The sequence below is a fragment of the Allofranklinella schreckenbergeri genome (assembly GCF_003703475.1).
Taxonomy (GTDB): domain Bacteria; phylum Pseudomonadota; class Gammaproteobacteria; order Burkholderiales; family Burkholderiaceae_C; genus Lampropedia; species Lampropedia schreckenbergeri.
Genome location: NZ_RDQM01000007.1, coordinates 54,399 through 78,749 on the forward strand (window position 1 = coordinate 54,399; position 24,351 = coordinate 78,749).

The window sequence follows — 24,351 nt, forward strand, 5'->3', positions numbered from 1 at the left end:
CTGCTGCCATGTTCGCGCCTAGAACAGAACCCACAAAGCGCACTCTGCCATGCAGAGCACGGCCTGCGTGGGGAGGACGCGCCTGCCACTGCCACCACATCTCCTGCGCAGCGCAAGACAGGCGCTTGACTGTTTCTTTCACTTCTGGAGTCTTTTCATGGCACAACGTTTCGATGCGACCGCCTTGGTCGTCGCGTTTGAGAACCTGAGAATGAGCGACGTCGAAGTCGTAGGCGGCAAAAACGCCTCGCTCGGCGAAATGATTTCCCAACTGCCCCAGGGCGTGCGCGTGCCCACGGGCTTTGCCACCACGGCCCATGCTTTCCGCGAATTCCTCAAGCACGGCGGCCTGGCTGAAAAAATCAGCCAGCGCCTGGCCGCGCTGAATGTGGACGACGTGCGCGCCCTGGCCGAGGCAGGCGCCGAGATCCGCCACATGGTCGAATCCCAGCCCTTTCCGCCCGAGCTGGAAAAAGCCATCCGCGATGCCTTTGCCGCGCTCAGCGCAGGCAACGATCAAGCCTCATTCGCCGTACGCTCCTCAGCCACGGCCGAAGACCTGCCCGACGCTTCTTTCGCTGGCCAGCAGGAGACTTTCCTGAACGTCGTCGGTATTGAAGACGTGCTGGCCAAGACCCGGGAAGTCTTTGCCTCCCTCTACAACGACCGCGCCATCAGCTACCGCGTGCACAAAGGCTTTGCGCACGATGTCGTCGCCCTCTCGGTCGGCGTGCAGCGCATGGTGCGCTCGGACAAAGGCGCCGCTGGCGTGATGTTCACCATCGACACCGAAAGCGGCTTTGACCAAGTCGTCTTCATCACCGCCAGCTATGGCCTGGGCGAAACCGTGGTGCAAGGCGCCGTCAACCCCGATGAGTTTTACGTGCACAAGCCCGGCCTCAAGGCCGGTCGCCAGGCGCTGATTCGCCGCAACCTCGGCTCCAAGCTGATCCAGATGGTGTTCTCCTCGCCCGAGGAAAAAGCCGCCACCGGCAAGCTGGTGCAAACCGTGGACGTGCCCGCCGAAATGCGCAACCGTTACGCCCTCACCGACGCCGAGGTACATGAGCTGGCCCGCTACGCCCTCATCATCGAAGAACACTACGGCCGCCCCATGGACATCGAATGGGGCAAAGACGGCACCGACGGCCAGCTCTACATCCTGCAAGCGCGCCCTGAGACCGTCAAAAGCCAGCAAAAAGACAAAGCCGAACAACGCTACAAGCTGCTGGGCACCGGCCCCGTGCTCAGCGAAGGCCGCGCCATCGGCCAGAAAATCGGCACCGGCCCGGTGCGCCTGGTCAACGACATCGCCGAAATGGAGCGCGTACAGCCTGGCGACGTGCTGGTGACCGACATGACCGACCCCAACTGGGAGCCTGTGATGAAGCGCGCCAGCGCCATCGTCACCAACCGTGGCGGGCGCACCTGCCACGCCGCCATCATTGCGCGCGAGCTGGGCATTCCCGCCGTCGTCGGCTGCGGCGATGCCACGGCCAAGCTCAAGGACGGCACGCTGGTCACCGTCAGTTGCGCCGAGGGCGACACCGGCCGCATTTACGACGGCCTGCTGGAGACCGAAGTCACCGAAGTGCAGCGCGGCGAGATGCCCGCCATCGGCACCAAGATCATGATGAACGTAGGCAACCCGCAACTGGCCTTCGACTTCGCCCAACTGCCGGGCGATGGCGTGGGCCTGGCACGGCTGGAGTTCATCATCAACAACAACATCGGCGTGCACCCCAAGGCCATCCTGGACTATCCCAACGTCGATGCCGACCTGAAGCAAGCCGTGGAAAGCGTGGCGCGCGGCCACGCCAGCCCCCGCGCGTTCTACGTGGACAAAGTCGCCGAAGGCGTGGCCACCATTGCTGCCGCCTTCTGGCCCAAGCCCGTCATCGTGCGCCTGTCGGACTTCAAGAGCAACGAATACCGCAAGCTCATCGGCGGCAGCCGCTACGAGCCCGAAGAAGAAAACCCCATGCTGGGCTTTCGCGGCGCGGCGCGCTACATCAGCGAGGACTTCGGCCCTGCCTTCGCCATGGAGTGCGAAGCCCTCAAGCGCGTGCGCGACGACATGGGCCTGACCAACGTGCAAGTCATGGTGCCCTTCGTGCGCACGCTGGGCCAGGCCGAGCGCGTGACCCGGCTGCTGGCCCAGCACGGCCTGGAGCGCGGCGTCAACGACCTGAAGGTGGTGATGATGTGCGAGGTGCCCAGCAACGCCATCCTGGCCGACCAATTCCTGCAATTTTTCGACGGCTTCTCCATCGGCTCCAACGACCTGACCCAGCTCACCCTGGGGCTGGACCGCGACAGCGGCATGGAGTTGCTGGCTGCCGATTTCGACGAGCGCGACCCCGCCGTGCAGGCCCTGCTGCAACGCGCCATTGGCGCTTGCAAGGCCCAGGGCAAATACGTCGGCATCTGCGGCCAAGGCCCCAGCGATCACCCCGACTTCGCCCAATGGCTGGCCCAGCAAGGCATCTCCTCCATCTCGCTCAACCCCGATAGCGTGGTAGAGACCTGGAAAAAGCTGGCCGAGTGAGGCAAGCCAGCCCATCGGCATAGGCAACACAAAGCGGGCCTTGCGCCCGCTTTGTGTTGCAAAATCAATCAAAAGAAAACACCAATCAATACCAAATTGCCGAAACAGCGCGATTATTTTTCTTTTGATTTGTAATTTTGAGAGGCTGGTTTGGCTGCTGGCTGTTTCCCGGCCCGCTCAAAATGAAAGGGCGCGGAAACCGCGCACGGCTGCCATAGCTGCATGTACACCAAGCCTTGGCCTGACATGCGCGAAGGGCTGAGCACGCGCAACTCGTATTGCACATCCAAGGGCAGCGCCAGGCCCTGCACCTGCACACCGCGGGCGCTGGCGATGAAGTGGTTGGGGCCGCGCTGTTGCCATTGCACGGCTGGGTGCCCAAGCAGTTGCGCGGGGTGAAAGGGTTTTTGAAAGCCGATGTGCTCCCCTCTTTGCTGCGGCAACAGGCGCTGCAAAGACTCCACCAGGCCAGGCATGCAGGTGGCGCTGGCTTGGGCGCGCCCCATATCCCAACGCCAGTAACCGTCTTGCGGCTGGATGCGGCGCTCCGCTTTGGCGGAAGTGGGGGATGGGCTTGGCTGCGCAGGCTGGCCGCGCGCGCCGCTGGCCTGGGCCGATCCCCAGGCGCTACACATCAAAGCCAGAGCGATCAAACCCAAGCGCAGCAGCATCTTCACGGCGGATTTCTCCTTCAAAAAACGGTACCAAAAGCGGCACCTCAAACAGCACTCCAAGCGGCAAAGAGGTCGGGGGGCTGCCCGGGGCGCTGCGCTCAGCGCTCAGGCCCCTGCCCCGCACCATGCGCTGACGAGGCTTGCTGCCGACGCTCCTCGCGCCAGCGTTGCCACTCCACCAGCAGCATGCCGATCACGCCTGCGGTGATTGCCATATCGGCCAGGTTGAAGGCGGGAAAGTGCCGGCCCGCCCAGTGGAAATCCAGGTAATCCACCACGTAGCCGTAGGCCAGCCGGTCGATCGCATTGCCAATGGCCCCGCCCAGTATCAGCGTCAAGGCCAAGGCAAACAGTTTGTGCTGCCCGTGGCTGCGCAGTTGCCAGATGAGAAAGGCGCTGGCGATGGCAGCGATGCCGACGAAGAACCAGCGCTGCCAGCCATCGTGCCCGGCCAGAAAGGAGAAAGCCGCGCCGGTGTTGTGCACGCGCACGAAGTTGAAAAAGCTGGTGATGGCAGAGGAATGGCCCCAAGCGTAGTTCTGCACGATCCAGAGCTTGATGCCCTGATCGAGCACGACCAGCACCAGGGCCAGCAGCAGCCAGCGCCACAAGGGCGCGCGGTGGGGCTGAGGGCTGGGAGCGGAAGGGGGGGAAGCGGCTTGCGGCGTCACGGGCGCGTCTCGGCAAAAAAACGGCGCACCTTAGCACATCTTCCCCATCGCCCCAGCCTGCGCGCCCTGGCAGGTTGAGGGCTTTCCCAACCCCTTATTTACAAATCAATAGGAATAAAAACCACCCTATTTAGGCAACATGGAAATGAAATCATTTTTCCTATATGGAAACCTCGAGATCCCCGTCCACGGGATGCATTCATCGTGCCCTCACGCAGATTTCGACAGCGCTTCATGGAGCGGCGCCATGCTTGGGCGCTTCAAGTCCCACGGCCAGGCCCCGCCGCGTGGAGCCGTGAAACCCACATGCTTTCGGATTGCCATGCCCCATACCTTGCCTTCGCCGCCCGTCTGGCCCTTGCCCTCTCGCCCCACTTGCACTGCGCCCAGTGCAAAGCCAAACACCGCGCCCAACGGCGCGCGGCTGTGGCAGCAGTCGCTGCACGCACTGCTGGCCCGCCACCGGGCGCGGCAGCAGCGCCAACGTTTTACGCGCTGAATGCGTCCCCAGCAAGCTCTGGCGGCGCTGCGCCTTCGCGCTCCGGGCGCGCCTGCTCGGCAAGATCGGCAGGATCGGCCTGATGGCGCACGACGACGTAAATCGGCGCAAACGCCTCGGCCTGGGTGATTTCAATCAGCGTTTCCTTGGCCAGCTCCAGCATGGCGATGAAGGTGACGACCAGCACCGGCAGCCCTTGGCGGGGGTCGAACAAATCCTCAAACGGCACGTAGGGCTTGCCGCGCAAGTCGCGCAGCACCTGACTCATGAACTCGCGCACGCTGAGTTTTTCGCGCGTGATGGTGTGGTGCGCCACCAGCTTGCTGCGCCGCACAATGGCCAGCCAGGCGCGGCGCAAGTCCTCCGGCTCCACACGCGGCAGCACGGGCGCCAGCCCCAGATCGAAATGCGCGTGCGGCAGCCAGAAATCGCGCCCTTGCTGCGGCAGCGCGTGCAGGGCCTGGGCGGCGAGCTTGGTTTTTTCGTACTCCAACAGGCGGCGCACGAGCTGGGCGCGCGGGTCTTCGGCCTCCTCCTCCTGCACGGCTGGCGGGCGCGGCAGCAGCATGCGGGATTTGATTTCGATGAGCATGGCGGCCATCAGCAGGTATTCGGCTGCCAGCTCCAGATTGCGCTCGCGGATTTCCTGCACATACCCCATGTACTGCTGCGTCAGCGGCACCATGGGGATGTCGAGGATGTTGAAGTTTTGCTTGCGGATGAGGTAGAGCAGCAAATCCAGCGGGCCTTCAAACGCCTCCAGAAACACCTCCAGCGCATCGGGCGGGATGTACAAATCGGCGGGCAGCTCGAACAGCGGCTCGCCATACAGGCGCGCCAAAGCCGCAGCCTGGGCCACATCGGCGGCATCTTCTCCCTCTGGCGCTGGTGCTGGCGCTGGCTCAGGCTCTGACCCGGACTCTGGCGCTCGCATGGCCACAGCCTCCAGCGCGGTTTGCTCTTGTTGCACAGGCGCTTGCGCTGCTCAATGGCCTGCCGCCTGCGGCTTATTCGGCATCCGGGTTGGTTTGGTACACATACGGCTTTTGCGCCACGCGACCCGCCTGATACTCCTGCCACAGCTTGCGATCAACCAACTTGTCCCACAGCAAATTGCGGCCTGCTTGCTGCTGCGCATCCAGGTGCGGGCGCTCGGCTTTGAGGTTGTCGATGAACTGGGTCGCTTCGGAGGTGTAGTGGGGGCGTTGGAAGAATGACATAGACTCTTGCTGTAAGTGAAACGGGGCGGCTGGAAAACACGCCAGATACGCCCCTTTTTTGCAGCCTTCGCGCTGCTTCTTGGCGGCCTTTAGCAGCTTTTGGGCAGCTCTTGGCAGCCGATGAAAACGGGGATTTTAGCGGTGGGCACACACACAAACTCAGGCTGGGCGCTGGCCCTGGCCATCCTCTTTGTCGCCGTGATAGTGGCGCTGGCAGGCTGCGATCCGCTCGCGCTGGACAAGCTCAAACCCGGCCAATCAACCGAGGCCGACGTACGCGACGCCATGGGCACGCCTGAAATGATTTGGGACGATGGCCAAGGCGTGCGCACCTTCGAATACAACCGCCAGCCCGCCGGGCACGTCAACTACATGCTGACGCTGGGCGCCGACGGCAAGCTGCAAGCCATCCGCCAAGTGCTCACCGAGGCCGAATTCGCCAAAGTGCAACCGGGCATGCACTACGACCAAGTGCGCCGCATGCTGGGCAAACCGGCCAAGGATGTGTGGTACCCGCTCAAGCGCGAACACCATGTGGATTGGCGCTATCTGAAAACGCCCACCGACTCGGCCATGTTCACCGTCGTGCTCGACGCCAACCGCATCGTGCTGCGCTCAGCCACGGGCGTGGATATGGATGAGGAATACCGCTCGGGCGGAAGGCGGTAATTTTCCAATTCAAAGGAAATAAAATGCCCTTTAATTGGCTTGATAGTCAAAATGGTCGATTTCCTTTGATCTGATTAACCACTACCCATCCATGGCTGACGCCCCACGCGCTTGGGCGGCATGCCGTAGTAGCGCTCAAAGGCGGCGCTGAAGCTCGATGGATGCTGGTAGCCCACGCGGTAGGCGACGGTGGAGACGTACAGCCCCTGCTCCAGCAGCTCCCGGGCTTTTTCCATGCGGATGGCAGTCAGCATGCGGTAGGCGCTGGTGCCAAACAGCGCCCGAAAGCCCCGCTTGAGCTGGCATTCGCTCAAACCCACGGCCGTGCACAGGTAGCCGATGCTCAGCGGCTGGGCATACTGCTGCATCAGCAGCTCGCGGGCGCGCAGCAGGCGGTCTTGCTCACTGCCGCGCAAACGGCGCGCAGGGGCCGTGGCATTGGCCGTGGCTGGTGCGCCGCTTGGCAGATGCCGCAGCAGCTCGGCCAGCAGGCTGAGGCTGGCGATGTGCCACTGCAAGGGGCTGGGCGCAGTCATGCTCGAATTCACCCCCAGGGATGCGCGGCTTTGCGCGCGCAGGTGCAGCAGGCGCTGGGCCAGATGCTGGGCCGCGCCATCGCTGCGGCCAAAGAACAGCAGCCGCGCCTGCTCGGCCTGCGCCATATCGGCCAGCGCGGCTTGCAGGCCGTACTGGTGCAAGGCGCGCTCCTGCACCAGCAGGCGCAACTGGCGGGTGGTCTGCCCGGCGGGGAAATGCCTTTGCCCCTGCACGTGGGCAAAGGCGCTGATGGTGCTGTGCCCGCTGGCGAAGTCAAAGCGCTGGCCTGCGCCATCAAGGGTGAAGGAATGCCCTTGCAGGCCCAGCGTCAAGATCAGCACGCGCCCGGCGTGGGATTGCTCGCTGCGCTGCACCAGATCGCGGCGGGGCGCGTAGTGCGAATAGGCCAGCGTCAGCCCATCGGCCACGGGCAGGAACTCGCTGTAGCACTCGCCCGCCTGTGGCGGCAGCGCCTGGCGCTGCCAGCCGCGCGCCCTGGCCGCACCGTCTGGGCTGGTGATGGCGGTGTCTTCGATGGGCCTTGCGGCGCTGGCGGTTGCGGCGGGTTCTGGCATGGCGTCGTCCTTGGCTTGTGGCTTTGGGTGCCTGAGCCTTGGCACGCGGGAGCCTGACAGTCCGGATTGCCTATGTCTTGCTCCGGAATGCCTATGTTTTGAATGAGAGCAATTCTCACAAAAAATTTACAGTGCCCAGGCACAAAAACGCCTTTCGGAGCACGACATGAGAACCCGTTTTTCCCGCTGGCCCAGCGCCTTGCCGCTGGCGCTGGCCTTGCCTGCCACAGCCCTGGCACAGGGCGCGGCCGCCCCGGCGCAGTTACCCGCCATCATCGTCACCGCCGACAAAACGCCGCAGGCGCTGGAGCAAACGCCCGCCAGCGTGGCCGTGCTCGATGCGCTGGACGTGCAGGCCGACAACCTGCACAGCCTGAGCCAGCTCGAAGGGCGAGCGCCGGGCCTGTCCTTCCAGCCCTTTGGCCAGGCGGGCCTGAATGCGCCAGTGCTGCGCGGGCTGACGGCCAACTTCAACAGCTTTGCCACCTCGGCGCTGCTCATGGTCGATGGCGTGCCCACGCCCTCGGCGCAGGGCTTTGAGGACGCGCTGCTGGATGTGGCCCGCATCGAAGTGCTGCGCGGCCCGCAATCGACGCTGTACGGGGCCAACGCCCAGGCCGGGGTGATCGCCATCCACAGCCAACCGATCGATGGCACGCCGCGCACCCGCGTGGCCGCCGAGCTGGGCAGCCGCAATTTGCAGCGCGCGCAGTTCGCGCTCAGCCGGCCTGTGGTCGAGGGCCGGCTTTACGCCAGCATTGCCGCCAGCGCCATGCGCCAGCAGGGCTTCATCCGCAATCAGCACACGGGCGGGCGGGACGACGCACGCCAAAACAGCCAGCTGAAGCTGGGCCTGCGCTGGACGCCCACGGCCCACACCGAGGCCGTGCTGCGCTACGCGCGGCAGGACTACGACGATGGCGCCAACCGCTGGGGCAGCCCGCGCCAGCCGCGCGCGCAGGTGGCCTCGGGCACGCCCGGTTGGAACCGCTCAGGCGGGCAATCGCTGTCGCTGCACGCCACGCACGATGGGGGCGCGGGCCTGCGCTGGCATGCCATCACGGCCTGGAGCCGTTTTTCCGACCACACGCAGCAGGACACGGACTTCGGCCCGGCCGATGCACTGCACGTCGGCCGCGACAACCGGCTGCGCACGCTCTCGCAGGAATTGCGGCTGGAAGGCCAGCTGGGCCAGGCCCAATGGCTGGGCGGCCTCTACCTTGCGCAAGACCGCCACCGCCTGCACTACCGCAGCCAGCGCATGGGCCAGCTCGACCAGCCGCGCTCGCAGATGAACAAGCGCACGCTGGCCTGGTTCACGCACTGGAGCCTGCCGCTGAGCGAGCGCTGGAGCCTGGCCGCTGGCGCACGCATTGAGCAGCAGCGCGCCCGCATCACGCCGCAGGGCCAGGCCGCGCGGCGGCAGTCCTGGCACCACCTCTCACCCAAGCTGGCGCTGCAATACCAACTGCGGCCAGAGCAGCAGTGGTATGCCAGCGTCAGCCGGGGCGTGCGCAGCGGCGGCTTCAATGCCTTGTCGGTGGCCACCGACCACGCGCCCTTCGCGCCGGAGACGAGCTGGTCCTACGAAACCGGCCTCAAGGGCTGGGCGCTGGACAAGCGCCTGCGCTACACACTGGCGCTCTACCACATGCGCATCGGCGACATGCAGGTGATGCAAATGCCCAGGCCGGGCTTCATGTACCTGACCAATGCCGCCAGCGCGCGCTCCCAGGGGCTGGAGTGGGATCTGGACTATTTGCTCGGCGGGGGCTGGCAGTTCAAGGCCGGGCTGGCCGCCAACCGCACGCGCTTTGCGCGCTTCGTCGATGGCGCGGCCGACTACAGCGGCAAACGCAATCCCTTTGCGCCGCGCCTGAGCGGCCATGCCAGCCTGCGTTACGACGCGCCGCAGGGCTGGTACGCCCAGGCCAGCCTGACGGGCAGCGGCAAGGTCTATCTGGATGCCGCCAACCGCCACCAGCGCCGTGGCCACGTGCTGCTCAACCTGGCCGCAGGCTACCAGCGCGGGCCTTGGGAGATCAGCGCCCATGTGCGCAATGCCGGCAACACCGCTTACGACGCCGTGGGCTATCAGAACGGCTTTGTCACCGTCTACAGCCTGCCGCGCGAAATCAGTCTGCGCCTGAGCTGGCAGCATTGAGGCGCGCGATGTCCTGGCATGACCCTTTGCACAACAACCCCTTGCCATCGCTGTGGGCCATGGCCGCCGCCCCCATGCAGGCCAACGCACTGGAGCAGGCGCTGGAGCTGGGCCTGCTGCCCCTGCTGCGCCAGCCCCTGCCTGCCGATGCCGTGGCCCAGCGCCTGGCGCTGGCCCCCAAGGCCACGGCCTTGTGGCTGGAGCTGCTGTGGAGCATGGGCTGGCTGGCCCGGCACGAGCGCGCAGCCCAGCCTGGTGCGCCGCTGTACGCAGCCTCACCCCAGGCGCAGCGTTTTCTGACCGAAGGCAGCGGCGAGAACATCGCCCAGGCCTGGCTGTTTCGCATGCGCTTTCTGCGCCAGTTCGCCGCGCAATGGCCTGCGCTGCTGCGCCACGGCGGCAACGCCCCCGCTGCCGCGCCCGCACCCTTGACCACCTGGGGCGAAGCCGCGCGCCAGCACATCGCGCAAGAGCAGCAGGCCATCACCGCACCGGTCGCCCTTGCCTTGCTCGACACCCTGCCCGCGCTGCCTGGGAGCGGCCACTTTCTCGACCTGGGCGGCGGGCCGGGCTGGGTTGCCATCGCCCTGGCGCAGCGCCTGCCCGGCTGGAAGGGCACGGTGTGCGACCAGGCCGAAGCGGTGGCCGTGGCACAGGAGAACATCCAGGCTGCGGACCTGAGCGCCCGCCTGCGCGCCCAGGCCTGCGACCTGAATGAGGACTTTCCCGCGTTGGCGGGGGAAGAAGGCTACGGCCTGATCTGGTGCTCGGCCCTGCTGCACTTTCTGCGCGAGCCCTTGGCGCTGCTGCGTCAGGCCCGCGCCGCACTCCGGCCCGGCGGCCTGTTGCTGCTGGCCCATGCCGAACAGACCCGCCACGCCGAACTGGCGGCTCAAACCCTGCCCTTTTACGGCCCGCTGGCCCTGCGCGGCCAATACCTGCCGCTGGAAGGCGAAATCCCCCGCCTCATGGCGCAGGCGGGCCTGACGGACATCCAAACCCTGGGCCTGGCTGCCTTGCCCATGGCCCCGGTCTGGGTACATGCAGGCCGCGCGCCACTGAACTGAAACCCCATGCACACACGGCAAACGCACACGCCATCGCGCCACTGGTGGCCGCAGCAAGGGCTGATCGGCTGGCTCAACCTGGCGCTGACCGCGCCCACCGTCTATCTGTTCATCGGCCTACCGCTGGTGCTGCGCCAGCACGGCTGGAGCGGCACCGAGATCGGCCTGCTGCAACTGGCCGGCCTGCCCGCCATGCTGAAATTCGCCCTCGCCGCCCCCATCGACCGTTGGCCTTTGCGCTCGGGCCGTGCCGCTGTCCGGGGTGGCGCTGACCGGAGCGATGCTGACCGGCACGGCGCGCTCAACTACCGCAACTGGGCCCTGGCGCTGGGCCTGGCCTACGCCGCCGCGCTGATGGCGCTGGCGCTGCACCCGCTGCACAACACCGCGCCCCAAACCCTGTTCGCCCTGCTCATGCTCGCCAGCCTGCTGGGCACCTGGGCCGACGTGCCCAGCAATGCTCTGGCCATCCGCATCCTGCCCGCATCCGAACACACGCGCGCGGGCGCCATCCGCTCGGCCGCCACTTCGCTGGGCGCCATCGCAGGCGGCGGTCTGATGCTGGTGATGCACGCCCGGCTGGGCTGGTTCTGGCCCTTTGCCGCATTGGCCGCCGCCGTGCTCGTCGGCATCCTGGCCCTGCTTCTGCTGCCGCTGCACACGAGCGCCACAACGGCAGCCATCCCGCCACCGCCCCAAGGCGCCGGGCAGCCCCCCGCAGCGGCACACCAAAAAGCTCGGCTGACCGATGTGCCAGCCAATGTACTGGCCTATTTCCAGCCCAAGCCGCGCCGGGCCTGGGCGCTGCTGCTGCTGTGCTATTTCCCCGCCGTGGGCGCTGGCTGGGTGTATCTCAAGCCCCTGCTGCTCGATCAAGGCTTTGCCGAAGAACACATTGCCTGGGGTGTTGGCGTGGCCGGCGGCCTGCTCAGCGCCCTGGCCAGCCTGGCCAGCGCACGCCTGACCCACAAGCTGGGCGTGCGCCGCACCCTGCCACTGTTTGCCGGATTCAACCTGCTGGCCATGGCCGCTCTGGGCACTGCCGTGGCCAGCGGCTTGGGCAAACCGGCCCTGTTGGCCGCCGCCACTGCGCTGGCCATGGCCATGGGCGCCAGCGCAGCGCTGCTGTTCGGCCTGATGATGCGCCACACCCGCACGCCGCTGCAGGCGCTGGACTACGGCATCCAGTCCAGCCTGTTCATCAGCGCCCGCTCGCTGGCGCCGCTGCTGGCCGGCCTACTGCTCGACCGTCTGGGCCACGGCGCCATGCTGGGCGCACTGACAGTCTGGCTGGCCCTGGTTTGCGCGCTGAGCTGGCGGCTGCGCGATGCGGTGGCGGCCTCTCCCAGCGCCCAGCAGGATTGAGCAGCAGATCAGCACAAAGCGTAGGGGAAAAACTCAAACCTATACTGCCGCCTTCAGCCAAGCGCCTGGCGGTCGTGGCCGCGCCGGTGCCAGCCAAATCTTGCCCGCTTGTGCGCAGCCTCGCCCTACCCGGCGCCAGGCATGTGCACGGCTTTTTTGGATGGAGCCCGCATGCCTGCCGCCAATCCCTCCCGCCCCTTCAAGCAGCTGCTGCGCCACGTGCAACATGCCCGGCCGCCACCTGATGCACGGCCGCGCTGTGCGCCCCTCGACTGCCCACGTTGCCATACAACGCCATCAGGGGCGCGCCGTCGGTCGCACTACCCATCCCCGTTTCCCGCCCCGATCACAGCCCCACCTGCCGCCTGATGCGTGCCGAGCACTCCGTGCCCTGCCGCAGGCCGACCAAGGGCGACCACTCCTCCCCATCACGCCATGAAACCCATCACCCCCAGCCTGAGCGACGTCCCCGAAACCATGTTATGGACCCTGCACAACCGCGCCAGCGAGGCCGCGCGGCCCGACGGCTGCATCCGCGACCCCAAGTGCCTGGAGATCTACCGCGCCATCGACTACGACTACGAACGCAGCTTCGGCCGCGCCGAGCCTTCGCACGGCGTGCGCTCGCAGTTGTGCGATGCGCGCCTGCGCGAGTTTCTGGCCGAACACCCCGATGGCGTCATCGTCAACCTGGGCGAAGGGCTGGAAACCCAGCGCTTTCGCATCAACGCGCCGCAGGCGTTGTGGCTGAGCATTGACCTGCCCGAGGCCATCGCCGTGCGCGAACGCTTCATCCAGCCCGACGCACAGCACCTGCACATCGCCCGCAGCGCGCTGGACACCGCCTGGTTCAACGCCGTACCGCCCGGGCGGGCCGTGTTCATCTGCGCCCAGGGGCTGTTCATGTATCTGCGCGAGCAGGACGTGGCTCAGCTCGTCAACGCCATGGCCGCGCGCTTTCCCGACGCCATCCTGATGTTCGATTACCTCAGCCGCGCCCTCTCGCGCCGCACCCTGAGCCAGCGCGGCTGGATGAAAACCCGCCACTATCGCACCCCGCCCATGCCCTGGGGCATCGACCGCGACCAGCTCGCCCCCAGCTTCTCGCGCTGGATCGGCCAGCCGGTCGAGGTGCACAACGTCACCTTCCTATTCCCGCGCGGCCCGCTGCACTGGCTGATCCCACTGATCGAGAAAACCCCGCTGGGCCACAAGATGCCGGGGCTGTGCTGGCTGCGGCTGCCGGGTGGCTAGCAGCAGCACTCCACGTCACCTTGAAGTGTGTTTCAGGCTTTGTGCTCAAATCGTAAAAAATCCGCCAGCCGTTTCGACTCCAGCACCTCGTCGTGCGGCGCCAGCACATAGCGCCAGGGCTTTCCGCCCACGCTGGCGCTGTAGTCGCTGGCGTGCTGGCACCACTGGGCGGCGGCCTGCGCCTTGGCCTGCACTTCGGCGCTGGCGATGTCGCCGCGCGCCTTGGTTTCCACCATCAGGATGCAGTCCTGCATTTCGGCCACGAAGTCGGGCACGTATTCGGACTGCTCGCTGCCGAGCTTGTAGTAGATCTGGAACTGCCCCTTGGCGGGCTTGAACCACTTGAGCGCATCGCGCTCCAGGAGGATGGCAAAGCGCCGCTCGGTGTCCGAGTCGAATTTCTGCAAGGGGTACAGGCAGCGCGCAAAGCCGCCAAACAGCAGAGACTTGATGCGGCCAGGCTCGGCCAATGTCTCGCGGTAGTGGCGCGCGGCCTCGCCTGCGGCCACGGTGTACTGGCAGGCCTTGAGCTGGGTGAAGCCACGGCTGATGCGCACCTCGAAACCCGCAGCCTCCTCATAGAAATGCGCTTGCATCTGCGCATGGATTTCACGCGCAATCAGACGGCGGTCACGATCCAGCACGTTGATGACGTCGGCCTCCTCCGTCAGATAGCTGCGCAAGTGCCGTACCATCTGCCCAGCCAGCTCGTACAGCAGCTCGGACTGGGTGAAGTAGTCGATGTCGTCAACGTCCAGCAGCGCGTGGACGATATAGTCCTCGGCGCGCTGCTCCTTCAGACCGATTTCCGCCGCCAGGCTGAACTGGGCATTGCTGTGCAGCATCTGCCCCACGATCTCGCGCGTGCCCGGTTGTAGGTGCAGCCCGCTCACATCCAGCGTGAAGGGGTGAAAGCCCGTGCGCACCTCGCCCTTGGGCACCACGGCGATGCGCGGAATGTCGATGCTTTGCTGCACCACAGCATCCAATGTCTTGGCGACCACGGCAGACAGGTCCAGCGCAGGCGCGGCCACATCCGCGTCGGCCGGCAAGCCGCTCAAAAGGCTGCCCTGCATGGGGCGCAGCCGTTCGGCCACCTCGGCGGCGATGGTCTGCTGCACCTCGGGTCGCAGCAGCGCGCTGCGGGTAGGGGCGACATCGCGCCGGGTTTCGTACTGGCCGATGACGTCCATCACCGCGCGCGCGGCCTGTTTTTCCGCTTCGCTGGCAAACGCCGGCGCAGGCGGGGCGGGGGTGTTGCTGCCCGGAACCTGGACGATTTCCGGTGCGCTTTCCAATCCCAGACGCGCATGCACGCCCGCGCTGACCTGCACGCTCACCTTTTTCTCATCCGCCTGCGGCGCTTCCAGAATGACTTGCTTCAGGCGAATGGGCGAATCGCCCCGGTTGGCCTCGTCCACGATTTCCTGAAACCGCTCGTGCGCGACGATGTTGAGCCGATCCACCGCCGCCACGCCGGTGCGCTTGCCATAGGGCAGGCGCAGGCCGCGCCCGATGCTTTGCTCGATCAGCGTGCGCGCGTTGGCCGCGCGCAGCGGCACGATGGTGTAGAGGTTGGTCACGTCCCAGCCTTCTTTGAGCATGTTGACATGAATCACAATCTCGGTCGGCTCATCCACGCTCTCCACGGCCAAGAGGCGCGCAATCATCTGCTCCTCATCCTTGCCGCTCTTGCTGGAATCAACCTGAATCACCTTGCCCGCATAGCGCCCCTCGTAAAACGCGGGCGACTCCAGCAAGGCCAGCAAGTCGGCGGCATGCGTGGTGTCGCGCGCAATCACCAGCATGAAGGGCTTGACCGGCTTCACCCCGTTCTCGCGCGCATAGGTCAGCAGCTCCACCTTCGTGGCTTCGTGCAGGCGCACACCGTCTTCGAGCTTGATTTTTTCCAGCTCCTGCGGCGTGTGCGCGCTGGCATCAAAGCCGCGCTGCGTCACCACGGCCGGCTCCTTGACAAAGCCACCTTCCAGCGCCCGCGCCAGTGGGTAATCCATCACCACGTTCTTGAATGCCACCGGCCCGCGGCTGCTCTCCACGAATGGTGTAGCCGTCAGCTCCAGGCCGAGCAGCGGCTGCAATTCATTGATCGCCCGCATCCCCGCCTGGGCGCGGTAACGGTGCGATTCGTCCATCAGCAGCACCAGATCCGGCAGGTTCGCCAGGTGGTTGAAATAGCTCTCGCCCAGCACCTCGCGCATGCGCTTGATGCGCGGCTCCTTGCCGCCGCGCACCTCGGAATTGATCTTGCTGATATTGAAGATGTTGATGCGCACGTCCTGCACAAAGCCCATGCCCAGCCCCTGCGGCTGCACCTCCACCGCCGCGCCGCTTTGCTCGTAGTTATCCCCAGTGATGATGAGGGGCGGCTGCTGCGCAAACTCGGCAATACCCTTGAACACGTACTTGGGCGTGTTGGGTGTGAAGTCGGCAATCAGCTTGTTGTAAATGGTCAGGTTGGGCGCCAACACGAAAAAATTGCGGATGCCATGCGCCAGATGCAGATAGGCGATAAACGCCCCCATCAGCCGCGTCTTGCCGACCCCGGTGGCCAGCGCAAAGCACAGCGAAGGGAAGTCGCGCTCAAAGTCATCCAGCGTTGCAAACTGCGCCTTCAGGCTGCTCAAAATGGCTGCCACATCGCGGTCATGGCCTTCGCGCTCATGCGTCAGCATTTCCGGCGCGGCCTCAATGGCCTGGATCAGCTTTGCCAGTGATTCCGCCTGCGGCGCGCGCAGCGATAGCCGACCGTTGACATGGTGTTGTACGCGGGTGTTCATGGTTTATTCCCCCTCGCCCGCGCTTAGCTGCTTGAGCATCCGGTCAAAATCGCTTTCAAAAAGCCTGTCTTGCACGATGCGGTATTTTTCAAACTCGGTTTCCGCATGCAGCTTGGCCTGTTCATGCGAAATTTTTCCAGGCCCGGTCAACAACTCATTTCCATTGAACTCCAGAAAACCATCCAGGCGCTTGGCCCAATCCTGCATGGACATGGGGATCTTCCGTATCGCTTGCAACTCTGCAAAATCAAGATAGATGGAAACAATTCGCTCCAGATAATCCATTTCTTGCGGGCTAAGGTAATTCTTGGCTACCGATACATCCGATTTGACAATCTTCCCGTGCGGCGCAGCTTCCCAATGCGTCAGCCCCATGTGTGCCTTGTCTGCATCGGCACGAGCCGCAATCAACTCTGCTGCCGTGTGACGATGCACAGCCCAGTGCAGCTTGTTTTGCACCAGCGCAAAAAATGTTCGCGTGGTCTGAGCGTCCTTGTCGTAATCAAAAGCAGTTGCGTATAAGTCCGTAATTTTTTGATAAAACTTTCGCTCCGACAGGCGAATTTCACGAATATATTCCAGCTGACGGTCGAAATACTCATCCGTGAACATGTGCCCATGCTTTAGGCGCTCCACATCCATCACCCAGCCCTGGATGGTGTAGTCCTTCACGATGCCCCCAGCCCATTTGCGGAACTGCACCGCACGCGCATTGTTGACCTTAAAGCCCACCGCAATGATGGCTTGAAGGTTGTAATGCTTGGCACGGTAGTTCTTCCCGTCGCTGGCAGTTATTAAGTAATCCTGGATAACTGCCCCAGGCATTAACTCCCCATCGTCAAATATTCGTTTTAAATGCTGATTGATCGCAGACACCGTCACATCGTAAAGCGCTGCCATCATCTTCTGCGTCAGCCAGATGTTTTCATTTTCATAGCGCATCTCAACCGATTGAGGCTGATCACCCGTGGCCGCGACATAAGTCAGATACTCTGCCGCCGAGGACCGGACGATGGAAACTTCCTGCTTCTTCTTCGTCATCAGGCATCCTCTTCGTCGCCGCCAAACATGTCTGCCGTTGCCGTGTCGGCAGCTTTTCGCCCTTTCCCTTTGGCAGCAGGCGGGCTTGAAGGCGCTTGCGCATCCGGCTTGGCCAACGGCAAATTCGCCACGTTCAGGCTGTAATCGTCCTGCCCCCACTCGCAGCGGGCCAAAATCATCTTGGGGATTTTCTTCAGCGTCAGATTCGGCCAGCGCTCAAGCGCCTGCTGCGCCGTCACGCCACGAAAGGCCGAGCAGCAAATCAGCAAACTGCGGCCATCGCCCACCTCATCGGCCAGCGCCTGCAACTGCGCGGCAGACAAACTTTGCGTGGTCACGAAAATAAAATCCTGCTCGCTGGAATGCCCATGCTGCCACCACAGCGTTTCCGAAGGCGCATAGGTAAAACCCTCCAGCTTTGCCAGCGCCTCGGCCAGCATGGCCGCGTTGTATGCCGGGTTGATGATCGGATTGCCCCAGCGGTCATTCACGATCAGGCTCGGCGCCAGCCGGTAATAGCGAAAGCCCCCGCCGCCCTGCCAGTTCACCGCCTTGGAAATACCGCCCTGGTCTTCCCCATCAATGACTTTTTTCAGGCGCGGAATGATGTGCGTATGGCAATGCTCGCCCAGCTCCACCATGATCCAGCGGCGGCCCATTTTGTGCGCGACAGCACCCGTGGTGCCGGAACCGGCGAAGGAGTCGAGGACGAGATCACCGGGGTTGGTGGCTATATGCAATATAAGCCCCACTAACTCCTCCGGCTTTGGTGTTGCAAATGGCTCAATATCAGGTAGCAACTTCCTCAAATGGTCACGTTTAGCCGACTGATTTGAGCCTGCCTCTTCAGCAGGCCACCAAGTTCTGGGAACAACCCCGTCCTTCACATCCGCAAGATATCTTTTTATCAACGGCATTCCATCACCATTTGCGCCAAAGTAGACTCTTCCTTCTGCTCTAGCTTTTTCAAAATTTTCCTTTGAAAACCTCCAATAGTTACCTTTTGGTGGCGTTACAACTCGCCCAGATGGCAACGTGATTGGGTAAAGAAGTGAATCGCCTCCACTTTTTGCGGTTCCATTATCACCTTGAAGCCAAACTCCGCGCGGGTCATTATCTGGATTGCGGTAACGAGATTTTTGAGCATCGCTTCTTGGTAAAGGGTTGCGTACCCTTTTCCAAGACTCCCTATTTTTTGCGAAGAGAAGCACGTGATCGTGCGCGCTAGAGATATCAGTATCGTTTCTTCTCCCCTTATCCTTTTCCCATGCAAATGAGGATACAAAATTCGATCGCCCAAAAATCTCATCACACAGCACTTTCAAATAGTGTGCCTCGTTGTCATCAATCGTGATCCACAACGAACCATCATCTGAAAGCAAACGCCTGATGATCTCCAGCCGGTCGCGCATCAGCCCCAGCCAAATCGAATGCTCCAGCCCGTCGTCGTAATGGGTAAACGCACTGCCCGTGTTGTACGGCGGGTCAATGAACACGCATTTCACCTTGCCCGCAAACTCCGCCTCCAGCGCCTTCAAGGCCAGCAGGTTATCCCCAAAAATCAGCCGGTTATCAAAAACATCCACCTCCGACACCCGCCGCCCAGCGTGATACGACCGCTCCCCATTCTCCAGCAAAATCCGCGCCTCCAGCTTCGGCCGCTTGTCTTTGCCAATCCAGGTGAGTTCGAGTTTTTGGTTTTTGCTATTCATCAAAATTTCCTGCTCAGCTCACAGCCTTTGCTTGCGGGATCCCTTCCTCCGGGATTTCAATGTTTTGACTGAAGAACATCACCTCATTCCCTACGTATCGTTTTTGTGCAGTGTAGTTCAGACCATAACTCAATGACTGACTCATCTGATACATGGCGCAAATTTCCCCAGTATTGTCATAGGACACAACCCATGGCCATTTAAAGCTTTTTTGCTGTAGTTTTTTTGCTATGGCAGCATGATCATCGTGTTCATAGTAGTTACGATACAGCCCTTTACCCTTCACGTAGTAGGGTGGGTCGAGATAGATGAGCGATTTCTTCGGCAAGAAATCCGAGCATCGATTCAGAAGATTCAGGGAGTCTTCACAGTAAACGGAAATACTGGAGGAGTAATTTGCAATTGCTTGTATGCGTGCGGCCACGACATCCTTTTTGAAGCGCGCATCCAGCTTGTAATCACCATTTTGCTTCTGACCTCCAATGACTCCCGCCTTGAGAATTCCGGAACGATTCGTTCGGTTCATGAACAGTGTTGCAAACCCCTTTTCAACCATGCTCGCCTTGGCTTCTCCGCGTAAAACAGATCGCCACCTAAACCATTCCTCAATGGTAATGGGCGTAGAGTCGAGTAAGCGCAACAATTCACGGGAATGCTTGGTTACAGAAATCCAGAAGGCATACACCGCTGGATCAGCATCATTGATATGAATATGACTGGCGTGGCCATGGAGCAATAGCTCCAACGCTACTCCAGCACCACCAGCGTACGGCTCCAAGTAGTGCCCTCCCAAGAGCCCATTCTTCCGCATCACATCTGCAATAAAAGTGGCAAATGGTCCCTTGCCGCCAGGGTAGCGCAGCGGGCTATATAGTTTATTCGAATACACAATTAACCTCACTTTGGCTTTGTTTTTAATACAGCCAGCTTGCTGGCATCAACAGCATAGCCGCTACTCATTACGCCGCGAAGAGCCAGTTCGAAGCATTCTAAAAATTTATTGCAGGCATCTCGATTATTTTCGATCCAGTGCCTCCACGGGTTGCGCGACTTTGATGGCAAGGCAACAAGTTTTTGAAACTCGGAATCCTTGTAGAATCGCTTGAAGACTTCTCGTGGCTTCTTGTTGCCTTGATAATTTTTTAGGTTTTCTTTTACATCAACCCGATCTCCATTGATGGAAAATTCACGGATGACCTCTGCCGCTGATTGGGTAAAATTTGGGCGAGCATACCCCAAATCATTTCCCCAAAAATCATTATCAGCAGGGAGGTTGTATAGATACTCGAAGATCAACTGATCAGGAGGCAATTTTCCCGGAAGAATAACCACGGTCTTCGGGTTCTTCTTGCCAACCTGATGAGCAGCATCCGAATCCAAGCATATGATGCTTCTCTCTGAGAACTCCGGTACGCCATGCTTGATTAACTGCAGGTAGTTTGAACAGCCCAAAGTCACCTCTGGCAGTGAATTTGTAAATCTCTTGATGGACTGCCGGTTCATCAGGGCAGCATAGAAGTCCGCTGCCTCCTTGTCTTCGAAGTAAACATTGACCTTGGGAAGCTTTTCGCCTGTCCCCACTGCAACAGTCTGGGTGTTGATGTCTGCACTGATCCGTGGCCAAGACCAGTCCTTCATCACCTGCACATCACCAAACGTGTTGCTTAAATAGACAGTTTTATATTTACGTTGGTATAACTGACTTTGTTGGTAGGCATACTCAATCAGTGTAGGCGAATGAGAGGTCATCACGACCTGAAGATTAAGTTCTCTGCACTCCCTTTCCAAAATTTTCAACAGGTTTACTTGTGCTGTTGGAAAAAGCCCGGCATCTGCTTCGTCTATAAGCAGCAGGCCACCTTTGTAGTCAGTATATTCTTCCTTCAGCTTGCGAAACGACATCAACGCCAAGATGATTTGCCCTGCATTGTCTTCACCAGCAGAAACAGAATCTTGATCATAGTTTTCGCCATGCGCCACCGCTGAACTAATAGTTCCTCCTGTCCCTGTGGCCAGAGAGGATTGGCGATTTAATAGTTCATTAGTTAGCCCAATGAATTCTTCCTTGTGCTCCTCCAAATAATCGAAATTATTAATTTCATATTTCCTGTCTGCAATGGGGTAAAGTCGCTTTAAGCTAAGGAAAATAACTGGATGAGTGAAGTTGCGACTTGTGTTTTCTCCCTTTTTGACTGTACTGTTATTGCGAACTACCGGTCTTGGTGACGCGCCTCGCTTCATTAGCTCAAGTTTTGCGGTTGCATCCTGATTGGTGTGGCCGTCATGTAATTCTATGTTAACAATCATTGATCCGGGCTGGTCGAATTCTTTTGAAATTCTGAAATGCTCGCTGTATTGAGACTTAAACGAGCTTCCAGCAATTTGCTGATAATTGATCTCCTTGTCTTTGGTGTAATCTTTCTCGAAGCTAAAAATTTGCGCTGCGATGCCGAGAATGGATGATTTTGATGTTCCATTCTTTCCGCAAATGACTGTAATGTGATCGCCGAATTCAATTTCCACATTATTTAATGCGCGAAACTTTTCAATTGTCAACTTTTTTATCTGAGTTTTTGACATTGCTCTTCCCCTTATATCAATATCCACTCAATCAAGAACAATTCCTGCTCTTCCACCCGCTGCTGCAACTGCCCCTCCAGCCCCTCGATCAGTTGGTTGCGCTGCGCCTCGATCGCATCCTGCCGTTCAAACAGTTCACGGCGCTGTTTGCTGCGCTGGGCTTCCAGTTGGCGTTGCTGTTTTTGCCAGTGCAGTTTGTCTTCCAGGGTGGCGGCATGGGTGGCGCTGCGGCGTACTTCCTTGATTTGGCGGTCGGTTTCCTTGATGGCTTCTTCCAGGCCGAGTTTGAGGTCGTCGGCCCAGTCGTCGAGTTTTTGCACTTCCTGCTCGAAGTGGCCGAGGTTGCGTTGCTGGATGCCCGTCAGCAGGGCTTGGCGGCGGGTGTGTAGTGCGTCCAGCAGGGGCGGTGTGGCGCTGGGGGCGGGGATGCTGGCTGCGGTGGCGGGCAGGCGCAGGAGTTTTTCCGCATCCTCGGGGTGCAGGGCTTGGCCGCTGGCGGTGGCGGCGGCCAGCAGGCAGTGTTCTTCGGTGTGGCCCAGGGCGTGCACGCGCAGCAGTTTGAGGGCGAGTTGGCCGCTTTGGCCGCGGTAGGGCTCCAGGGTGCTGATTTTGTTGCCGTAGGCGGCGTAGTCGAACGTTAGCCGCGCGGGCGGGTTGGCGCGCTGGCGGGCTTGTTGCAACAGGTGTTCGGCCAGGGGGTGGCCGGTGCGGTAGAGGTGGGCGTGGCCGTTCTTGCGGGGCAGTTCGTAGCGGCCGGGCTCCACGCCGTGCAGGCCGGGCGGCAGGCTGTGCAGGGTGAAGCCGTGTTCGTCAAAGTGGGCGTGCGGGCCCAGCTCGCTTTGGGTGAGGGCGAGCAGCATGTGTTCGAACTGGTTGCGGGTGTTGCGGCTGTCGTCGTGGCGCAGGCGCAGTTTTTGCTGCACTTCTTCGTCAAAGTTTTCCAGCAGGGTTTGCCGAGTTTGCATCATGGCCTGGTTGATTTCGCCGGAGAGCTCTTCTTGCAGGCTGGCAAAGCCGGCCTGGATTTCTTGCGGGCTGCGGCAGGTGCGGTAGATGTCGGCAATGCGGCGCTCCAGATCCACACCGCTGCCGATGGCGCCCAGCACTTCGTCGCTGGCGCCGAAGACGCCCTCAAAGAGCTGGAATTTCTCGGCCAGCAGTTGGTAGACGCGGGCGTCGGCTTCGTTGCTGCGGTCGACGAAGTTGACGACGACGACGTCGTGCTTCTGCCCGTAGCGGTGGCAGCGGCCAATGCGCTGTTCGACGCGCTGGGGGTTCCAGGGCAGGTCGTAGTTGATGACGAGGGAGCAGAACTGGAGGTTGATGCCTTCGGCACCAGCCTCGGTGGCGATCATGAGGGTGCCGCGTTCTTTGAAGTGCTCCACCAGCGCGGCGCGGGTGTCGGCGGTTTTGGAGCCGGTGATGCGGTCTGTGCCCGCGTGGCGCTTTAGCCAGTCTTTGTAAATAGCTTGTGCTTGCGCGTCGCTGTTGCTGCCATTGAAGAGCACGATGCCCTGGCCGCTTTCACCGGCGTAAGAGGTGTCGGCCAACAGGGTTTGCAGGTAGTCCTGGGTGCGTTTGGATTCGGTGAAGATGATGGCTTTTTGCGCCGCGCCCAGGCGTTCGAGCTCTTCAAAGGCTTTGCCCAGCGCGGTGAGCAGGGCCTGGCCTTTGGCATCCTGGCGGATGCGGGTGGCCAGTTGCTGGAAGTGTTCCAGCTCTTCGATTTCGGCCTGGATGGCCTGGTATTCGTTGGGCTGGCTGGGCGGGGCAGGGGCGCTTTGGCCGTTTTCAGTGCCCGGCTCGTCGCTCCATTCGTCGGCGGTTTCGTCCAGGCTTTCGTAGTCTTGGTCCAGGGTTTCGAGCAGATCGCAGCCGGGGGCGGTTTCGGCCAGCACGGTGCGCAGGCGCTGCGCCATGGTGCCCAAGGCTCCGGCAATGGCGTGGCTGCTGGAGGCCAGCAGTTTCCACAGCACTAGCGAGATCAGTTGCCGCTGCCCTTCGGGCAGGGCCTTGAGGCTGGGGCGGCGCAGGTAGTCGGCCACCTGGCTGGAAAGCGCCTGCTCGTCTGCCGAGGGGGTGAATTCCTGCACGATGGCCTTGCGCCGGGTGTAGGACACGTAAGGCTGCACCTGGCGGCGCAAGGTGCGCTGGCAGACGGGGGCCAGGCGCTGGCGCAGCTTGTGCAGGCTTTGCTCGGTGGCCTTGGCGCCAAACTGGGTGCGAAAGCTCTCCAGGTCGCCAAACACGCGCTCGTCGATCAGGCTGACCAGGCCGTACAGCTCCAGCAGGGTGTTTTGCAGCGGCGTGGCGGTGAGCAGCACCTTGGCAGGCACGTGCGCCAGCGCATCTTTGAGCGTTCTGGCGATGACGTTGCCTTTTTTGTAGACGTTGCGCAGGCGGTGGGCTTCGTCCAGCACCACCAGGTCCCAGGCCAGGCGCTTGAGGTCGTCGGCCTTGGCCTTGGCAAACTGGTAGGAGCAGATGATGGGGCCGCCCGCGTGTTCAAACGGGTTGCCGCGGCCTTGCTTGCGCAGCTCCCTGTAGCTCTTGGCTTCCAGAATGAGGCTTTGCAGGCCGAACTTGTCTTGCAGCTCCTGATGCCACTGTTTGCGCAGGTTGGCGGGCACGATGATGAGCATCCGGCGCTTGCGCTCGGCCCAGCGTTGCAGGATGACCAGGCCGGCCTCGATGGTTTTGCCCAGGCCCACTTCGTCGGCCAGGATCACGCCCTTGGAGAGCGGGTTGCGGCAGGCAAACAAGGCGGCATCGACCTGGTGCGGGTTCAAATCCACTTGCGCATCCACCAGGCTGCTGGCCAGCGCAGCCACGCTGCCGCTCTCGGCCTGGCGGGTGAGTTGCCAAGCGAGGTATTGGGATTGGTGGGGGGGCAGAAAGCGCTGCATCATCCGTTTTCCTTAATGCGCCGTAATACCTACAGCCTTGTCATTCATGCTGCTGATCTGTCAATGTTCGG

General features: G+C 61.8%; 18 protein-coding genes. 7 read left to right on the top strand and 11 right to left on the bottom strand.

Annotated elements, in window-relative coordinates; genetic code table 11:
- Nucleotides 1-157: 157 nt before the first annotated feature.
- Nucleotides 158-2,548 (top strand): phosphoenolpyruvate synthase, encoded by a 2,391-nt coding sequence (ppsA, locus tag EBQ26_RS06745; RefSeq protein WP_122238252.1) that lies wholly within the window; start codon nucleotides 158-160, stop codon nucleotides 2,546-2,548.
- A gap of 113 nt (nucleotides 2,549-2,661) precedes the next feature.
- On the opposite strand, the gene EBQ26_RS06750 is transcribed toward ppsA, so the two are convergent.
- Both EBQ26_RS06750 and lspA read right to left on the bottom strand, forming a co-directional pair.
- On the bottom strand, nucleotides 2,662-3,225 hold the full coding sequence (locus tag EBQ26_RS06750) for a hypothetical protein (protein ID WP_124779524.1): 564 nt from the start codon (nucleotides 3,223-3,225) through the stop codon (nucleotides 2,662-2,664).
- Between the two features lie 95 nt (nucleotides 3,226-3,320).
- Nucleotides 3,321-3,893 (bottom strand): signal peptidase II, encoded by a 573-nt coding sequence (gene lspA, locus EBQ26_RS06755; protein WP_122238254.1) that lies wholly within the window; start codon nucleotides 3,891-3,893, stop codon nucleotides 3,321-3,323.
- A gap of 322 nt (nucleotides 3,894-4,215) precedes the next feature.
- Between lspA and EBQ26_RS12940 the strand changes: the two genes are divergently transcribed.
- Nucleotides 4,216-4,392, top strand: a complete 177-nt coding sequence (locus EBQ26_RS12940; RefSeq protein ID WP_238944210.1) for a hypothetical protein — start codon at nucleotides 4,216-4,218, stop codon at nucleotides 4,390-4,392.
- Here the strand turns inward: EBQ26_RS12940 and EBQ26_RS06760 are convergent.
- Both EBQ26_RS06760 and EBQ26_RS06765 read right to left on the bottom strand, forming a co-directional pair.
- Complete coding sequence (locus EBQ26_RS06760; protein ID WP_122238336.1) at nucleotides 4,382-5,326, bottom strand: segregation and condensation protein A; 945 nt, start codon at nucleotides 5,324-5,326, stop codon at nucleotides 4,382-4,384. The two genes, EBQ26_RS12940 and EBQ26_RS06760, sit on opposite strands and share 11 nt — an antisense overlap.
- 73 nt (nucleotides 5,327-5,399) lie before the next feature.
- Nucleotides 5,400-5,612 (bottom strand): DUF3460 family protein, encoded by a 213-nt coding sequence (locus tag EBQ26_RS06765; protein WP_122238255.1) that lies wholly within the window; start codon nucleotides 5,610-5,612, stop codon nucleotides 5,400-5,402.
- 141 nt (nucleotides 5,613-5,753) lie between these two features.
- Here EBQ26_RS06765 and EBQ26_RS06770 point away from each other — a divergent pair, with 141 nt between their 5' ends.
- Complete coding sequence (locus EBQ26_RS06770; RefSeq protein WP_238944212.1) at nucleotides 5,754-6,281, top strand: outer membrane protein assembly factor BamE; 528 nt, start codon at nucleotides 5,754-5,756, stop codon at nucleotides 6,279-6,281.
- Nucleotides 6,282-6,355: 74 nt separating this feature from the next.
- Here EBQ26_RS06770 and EBQ26_RS06775 read toward each other — a convergent pair whose 3' ends face one another.
- On the bottom strand, nucleotides 6,356-7,393 hold the full coding sequence (locus tag EBQ26_RS06775) for a helix-turn-helix transcriptional regulator (RefSeq protein WP_122238256.1): 1,038 nt from the start codon (nucleotides 7,391-7,393) through the stop codon (nucleotides 6,356-6,358).
- Between the two features lie 166 nt (nucleotides 7,394-7,559).
- Between EBQ26_RS06775 and EBQ26_RS06780 the strand changes: the two genes are divergently transcribed.
- The 4 genes from EBQ26_RS06780 to EBQ26_RS06795 all read left to right on the top strand — a co-directional run bounded on the left by EBQ26_RS06780 (nucleotide 7,560) and on the right by EBQ26_RS06795 (nucleotide 13,243).
- Nucleotides 7,560-9,557, top strand: coding sequence for a TonB-dependent receptor (locus tag EBQ26_RS06780; protein ID WP_122238257.1), 1,998 nt, complete (start codon nucleotides 7,560-7,562; stop codon nucleotides 9,555-9,557).
- A gap of 8 nt (nucleotides 9,558-9,565) precedes the next feature.
- On the top strand, nucleotides 9,566-10,624 hold the full coding sequence (locus tag EBQ26_RS06785; protein ID WP_122238258.1) for a class I SAM-dependent methyltransferase: 1,059 nt from the start codon (nucleotides 9,566-9,568) through the stop codon (nucleotides 10,622-10,624).
- Nucleotides 10,625-10,630: 6 nt separating this feature from the next.
- Nucleotides 10,631-11,989 (top strand): MFS transporter, encoded by a 1,359-nt coding sequence (locus tag EBQ26_RS06790; RefSeq protein WP_122238259.1) that lies wholly within the window; start codon nucleotides 10,631-10,633, stop codon nucleotides 11,987-11,989.
- Nucleotides 11,990-12,424: 435 nt separating this feature from the next.
- Complete coding sequence (locus EBQ26_RS06795; protein WP_122238260.1) at nucleotides 12,425-13,243, top strand: class I SAM-dependent methyltransferase; 819 nt, start codon at nucleotides 12,425-12,427, stop codon at nucleotides 13,241-13,243.
- A gap of 32 nt (nucleotides 13,244-13,275) precedes the next feature.
- Here the strand turns inward: EBQ26_RS06795 and EBQ26_RS06800 are convergent, their stop codons facing one another.
- The 6 genes from EBQ26_RS06800 to EBQ26_RS06825 are packed head-to-tail and all read right to left on the bottom strand — an operon-like array spanning nucleotide 13,276 to nucleotide 24,280.
- Nucleotides 13,276-16,041: a DEAD/DEAH box helicase gene (locus EBQ26_RS06800; protein ID WP_122238261.1), complete on the bottom strand. Its 2,766-nt coding sequence runs from the start codon at nucleotides 16,039-16,041 to the stop codon at nucleotides 13,276-13,278.
- A gap of 3 nt (nucleotides 16,042-16,044) precedes the next feature.
- On the bottom strand, nucleotides 16,045-17,082 hold the full coding sequence (locus EBQ26_RS06805; RefSeq protein ID WP_122238262.1) for a virulence RhuM family protein: 1,038 nt from the start codon (nucleotides 17,080-17,082) through the stop codon (nucleotides 16,045-16,047).
- The gene (locus tag EBQ26_RS06810; protein WP_122238263.1) at nucleotides 17,082-18,794 is read right to left on the bottom strand and encodes a site-specific DNA-methyltransferase; all 1,713 of its coding nucleotides are present in this window, start codon (nucleotides 18,792-18,794) and stop codon (nucleotides 17,082-17,084) included. Before EBQ26_RS06810 ends, EBQ26_RS06805 begins: the two co-directional genes overlap by 1 nt.
- Before the next feature lie 13 nt (nucleotides 18,795-18,807).
- Entirely contained in the window at nucleotides 18,808-19,695 is an 888-nt protein-coding gene (locus tag EBQ26_RS06815; protein ID WP_313790374.1) for a DNA adenine methylase, read from the bottom strand.
- Complete coding sequence (locus tag EBQ26_RS06820; protein ID WP_122238264.1) at nucleotides 19,692-21,374, bottom strand: ATP-dependent nuclease; 1,683 nt, start codon at nucleotides 21,372-21,374, stop codon at nucleotides 19,692-19,694. The genes EBQ26_RS06815 and EBQ26_RS06820 overlap by 4 nt, the downstream gene beginning before the upstream one ends.
- Nucleotides 21,375-21,385: 11 nt before the next feature.
- Nucleotides 21,386-24,280, bottom strand: a complete 2,895-nt coding sequence (locus EBQ26_RS06825; protein ID WP_390614179.1) for an SNF2-related protein — start codon at nucleotides 24,278-24,280, stop codon at nucleotides 21,386-21,388.
- Nucleotides 24,281-24,351 lie beyond the last annotated feature (71 nt).

What these genes read in the sequence shown, in the direction of transcription:
- ppsA (WP_122238252.1), top strand. Translation starts at nt 158, where the DNA reads ATGGCACAACGTTTCGATGCGACCGCCTTGGTCGTCGCGTTTGAGAAC.
- EBQ26_RS12940 (WP_238944210.1), top strand. Translation starts at nt 4,216, where the DNA reads ATGCCCCATACCTTGCCTTCGCCGCCCGTCTGGCCCTTGCCCTCTCGC.
- EBQ26_RS06760 (WP_122238336.1), bottom strand. Translation starts at nt 5,326, where the DNA reads ATGCGAGCGCCAGAGTCCGGGTCAGAGCCTGAGCCAGCGCCAGCACCA.
- EBQ26_RS06765 (WP_122238255.1), bottom strand. Translation starts at nt 5,612, where the DNA reads ATGTCATTCTTCCAACGCCCCCACTACACCTCCGAAGCGACCCAGTTC.
- EBQ26_RS06775 (WP_122238256.1), bottom strand. Translation starts at nt 7,393, where the DNA reads ATGCCAGAACCCGCCGCAACCGCCAGCGCCGCAAGGCCCATCGAAGAC.
- EBQ26_RS06780 (WP_122238257.1), top strand. Translation starts at nt 7,560, where the DNA reads ATGAGAACCCGTTTTTCCCGCTGGCCCAGCGCCTTGCCGCTGGCGCTG.
- EBQ26_RS06785 (WP_122238258.1), top strand. Translation starts at nt 9,566, where the DNA reads ATGTCCTGGCATGACCCTTTGCACAACAACCCCTTGCCATCGCTGTGG.
- EBQ26_RS06790 (WP_122238259.1), top strand. Translation starts at nt 10,631, where the DNA reads ATGCACACACGGCAAACGCACACGCCATCGCGCCACTGGTGGCCGCAG.
- EBQ26_RS06795 (WP_122238260.1), top strand. Translation starts at nt 12,425, where the DNA reads ATGAAACCCATCACCCCCAGCCTGAGCGACGTCCCCGAAACCATGTTA.
- EBQ26_RS06800 (WP_122238261.1), bottom strand. Translation starts at nt 16,041, where the DNA reads ATGAACACCCGCGTACAACACCATGTCAACGGTCGGCTATCGCTGCGC.
- EBQ26_RS06805 (WP_122238262.1), bottom strand. Translation starts at nt 17,082, where the DNA reads ATGACGAAGAAGAAGCAGGAAGTTTCCATCGTCCGGTCCTCGGCGGCA.
- EBQ26_RS06810 (WP_122238263.1), bottom strand. Translation starts at nt 18,794, where the DNA reads ATGAATAGCAAAAACCAAAAACTCGAACTCACCTGGATTGGCAAAGAC.
- EBQ26_RS06820 (WP_122238264.1), bottom strand. Translation starts at nt 21,374, where the DNA reads ATGTCAAAAACTCAGATAAAAAAGTTGACAATTGAAAAGTTTCGCGCA.
- EBQ26_RS06825 (WP_390614179.1), bottom strand. Translation starts at nt 24,280, where the DNA reads ATGCAGCGCTTTCTGCCCCCCCACCAATCCCAATACCTCGCTTGGCAA.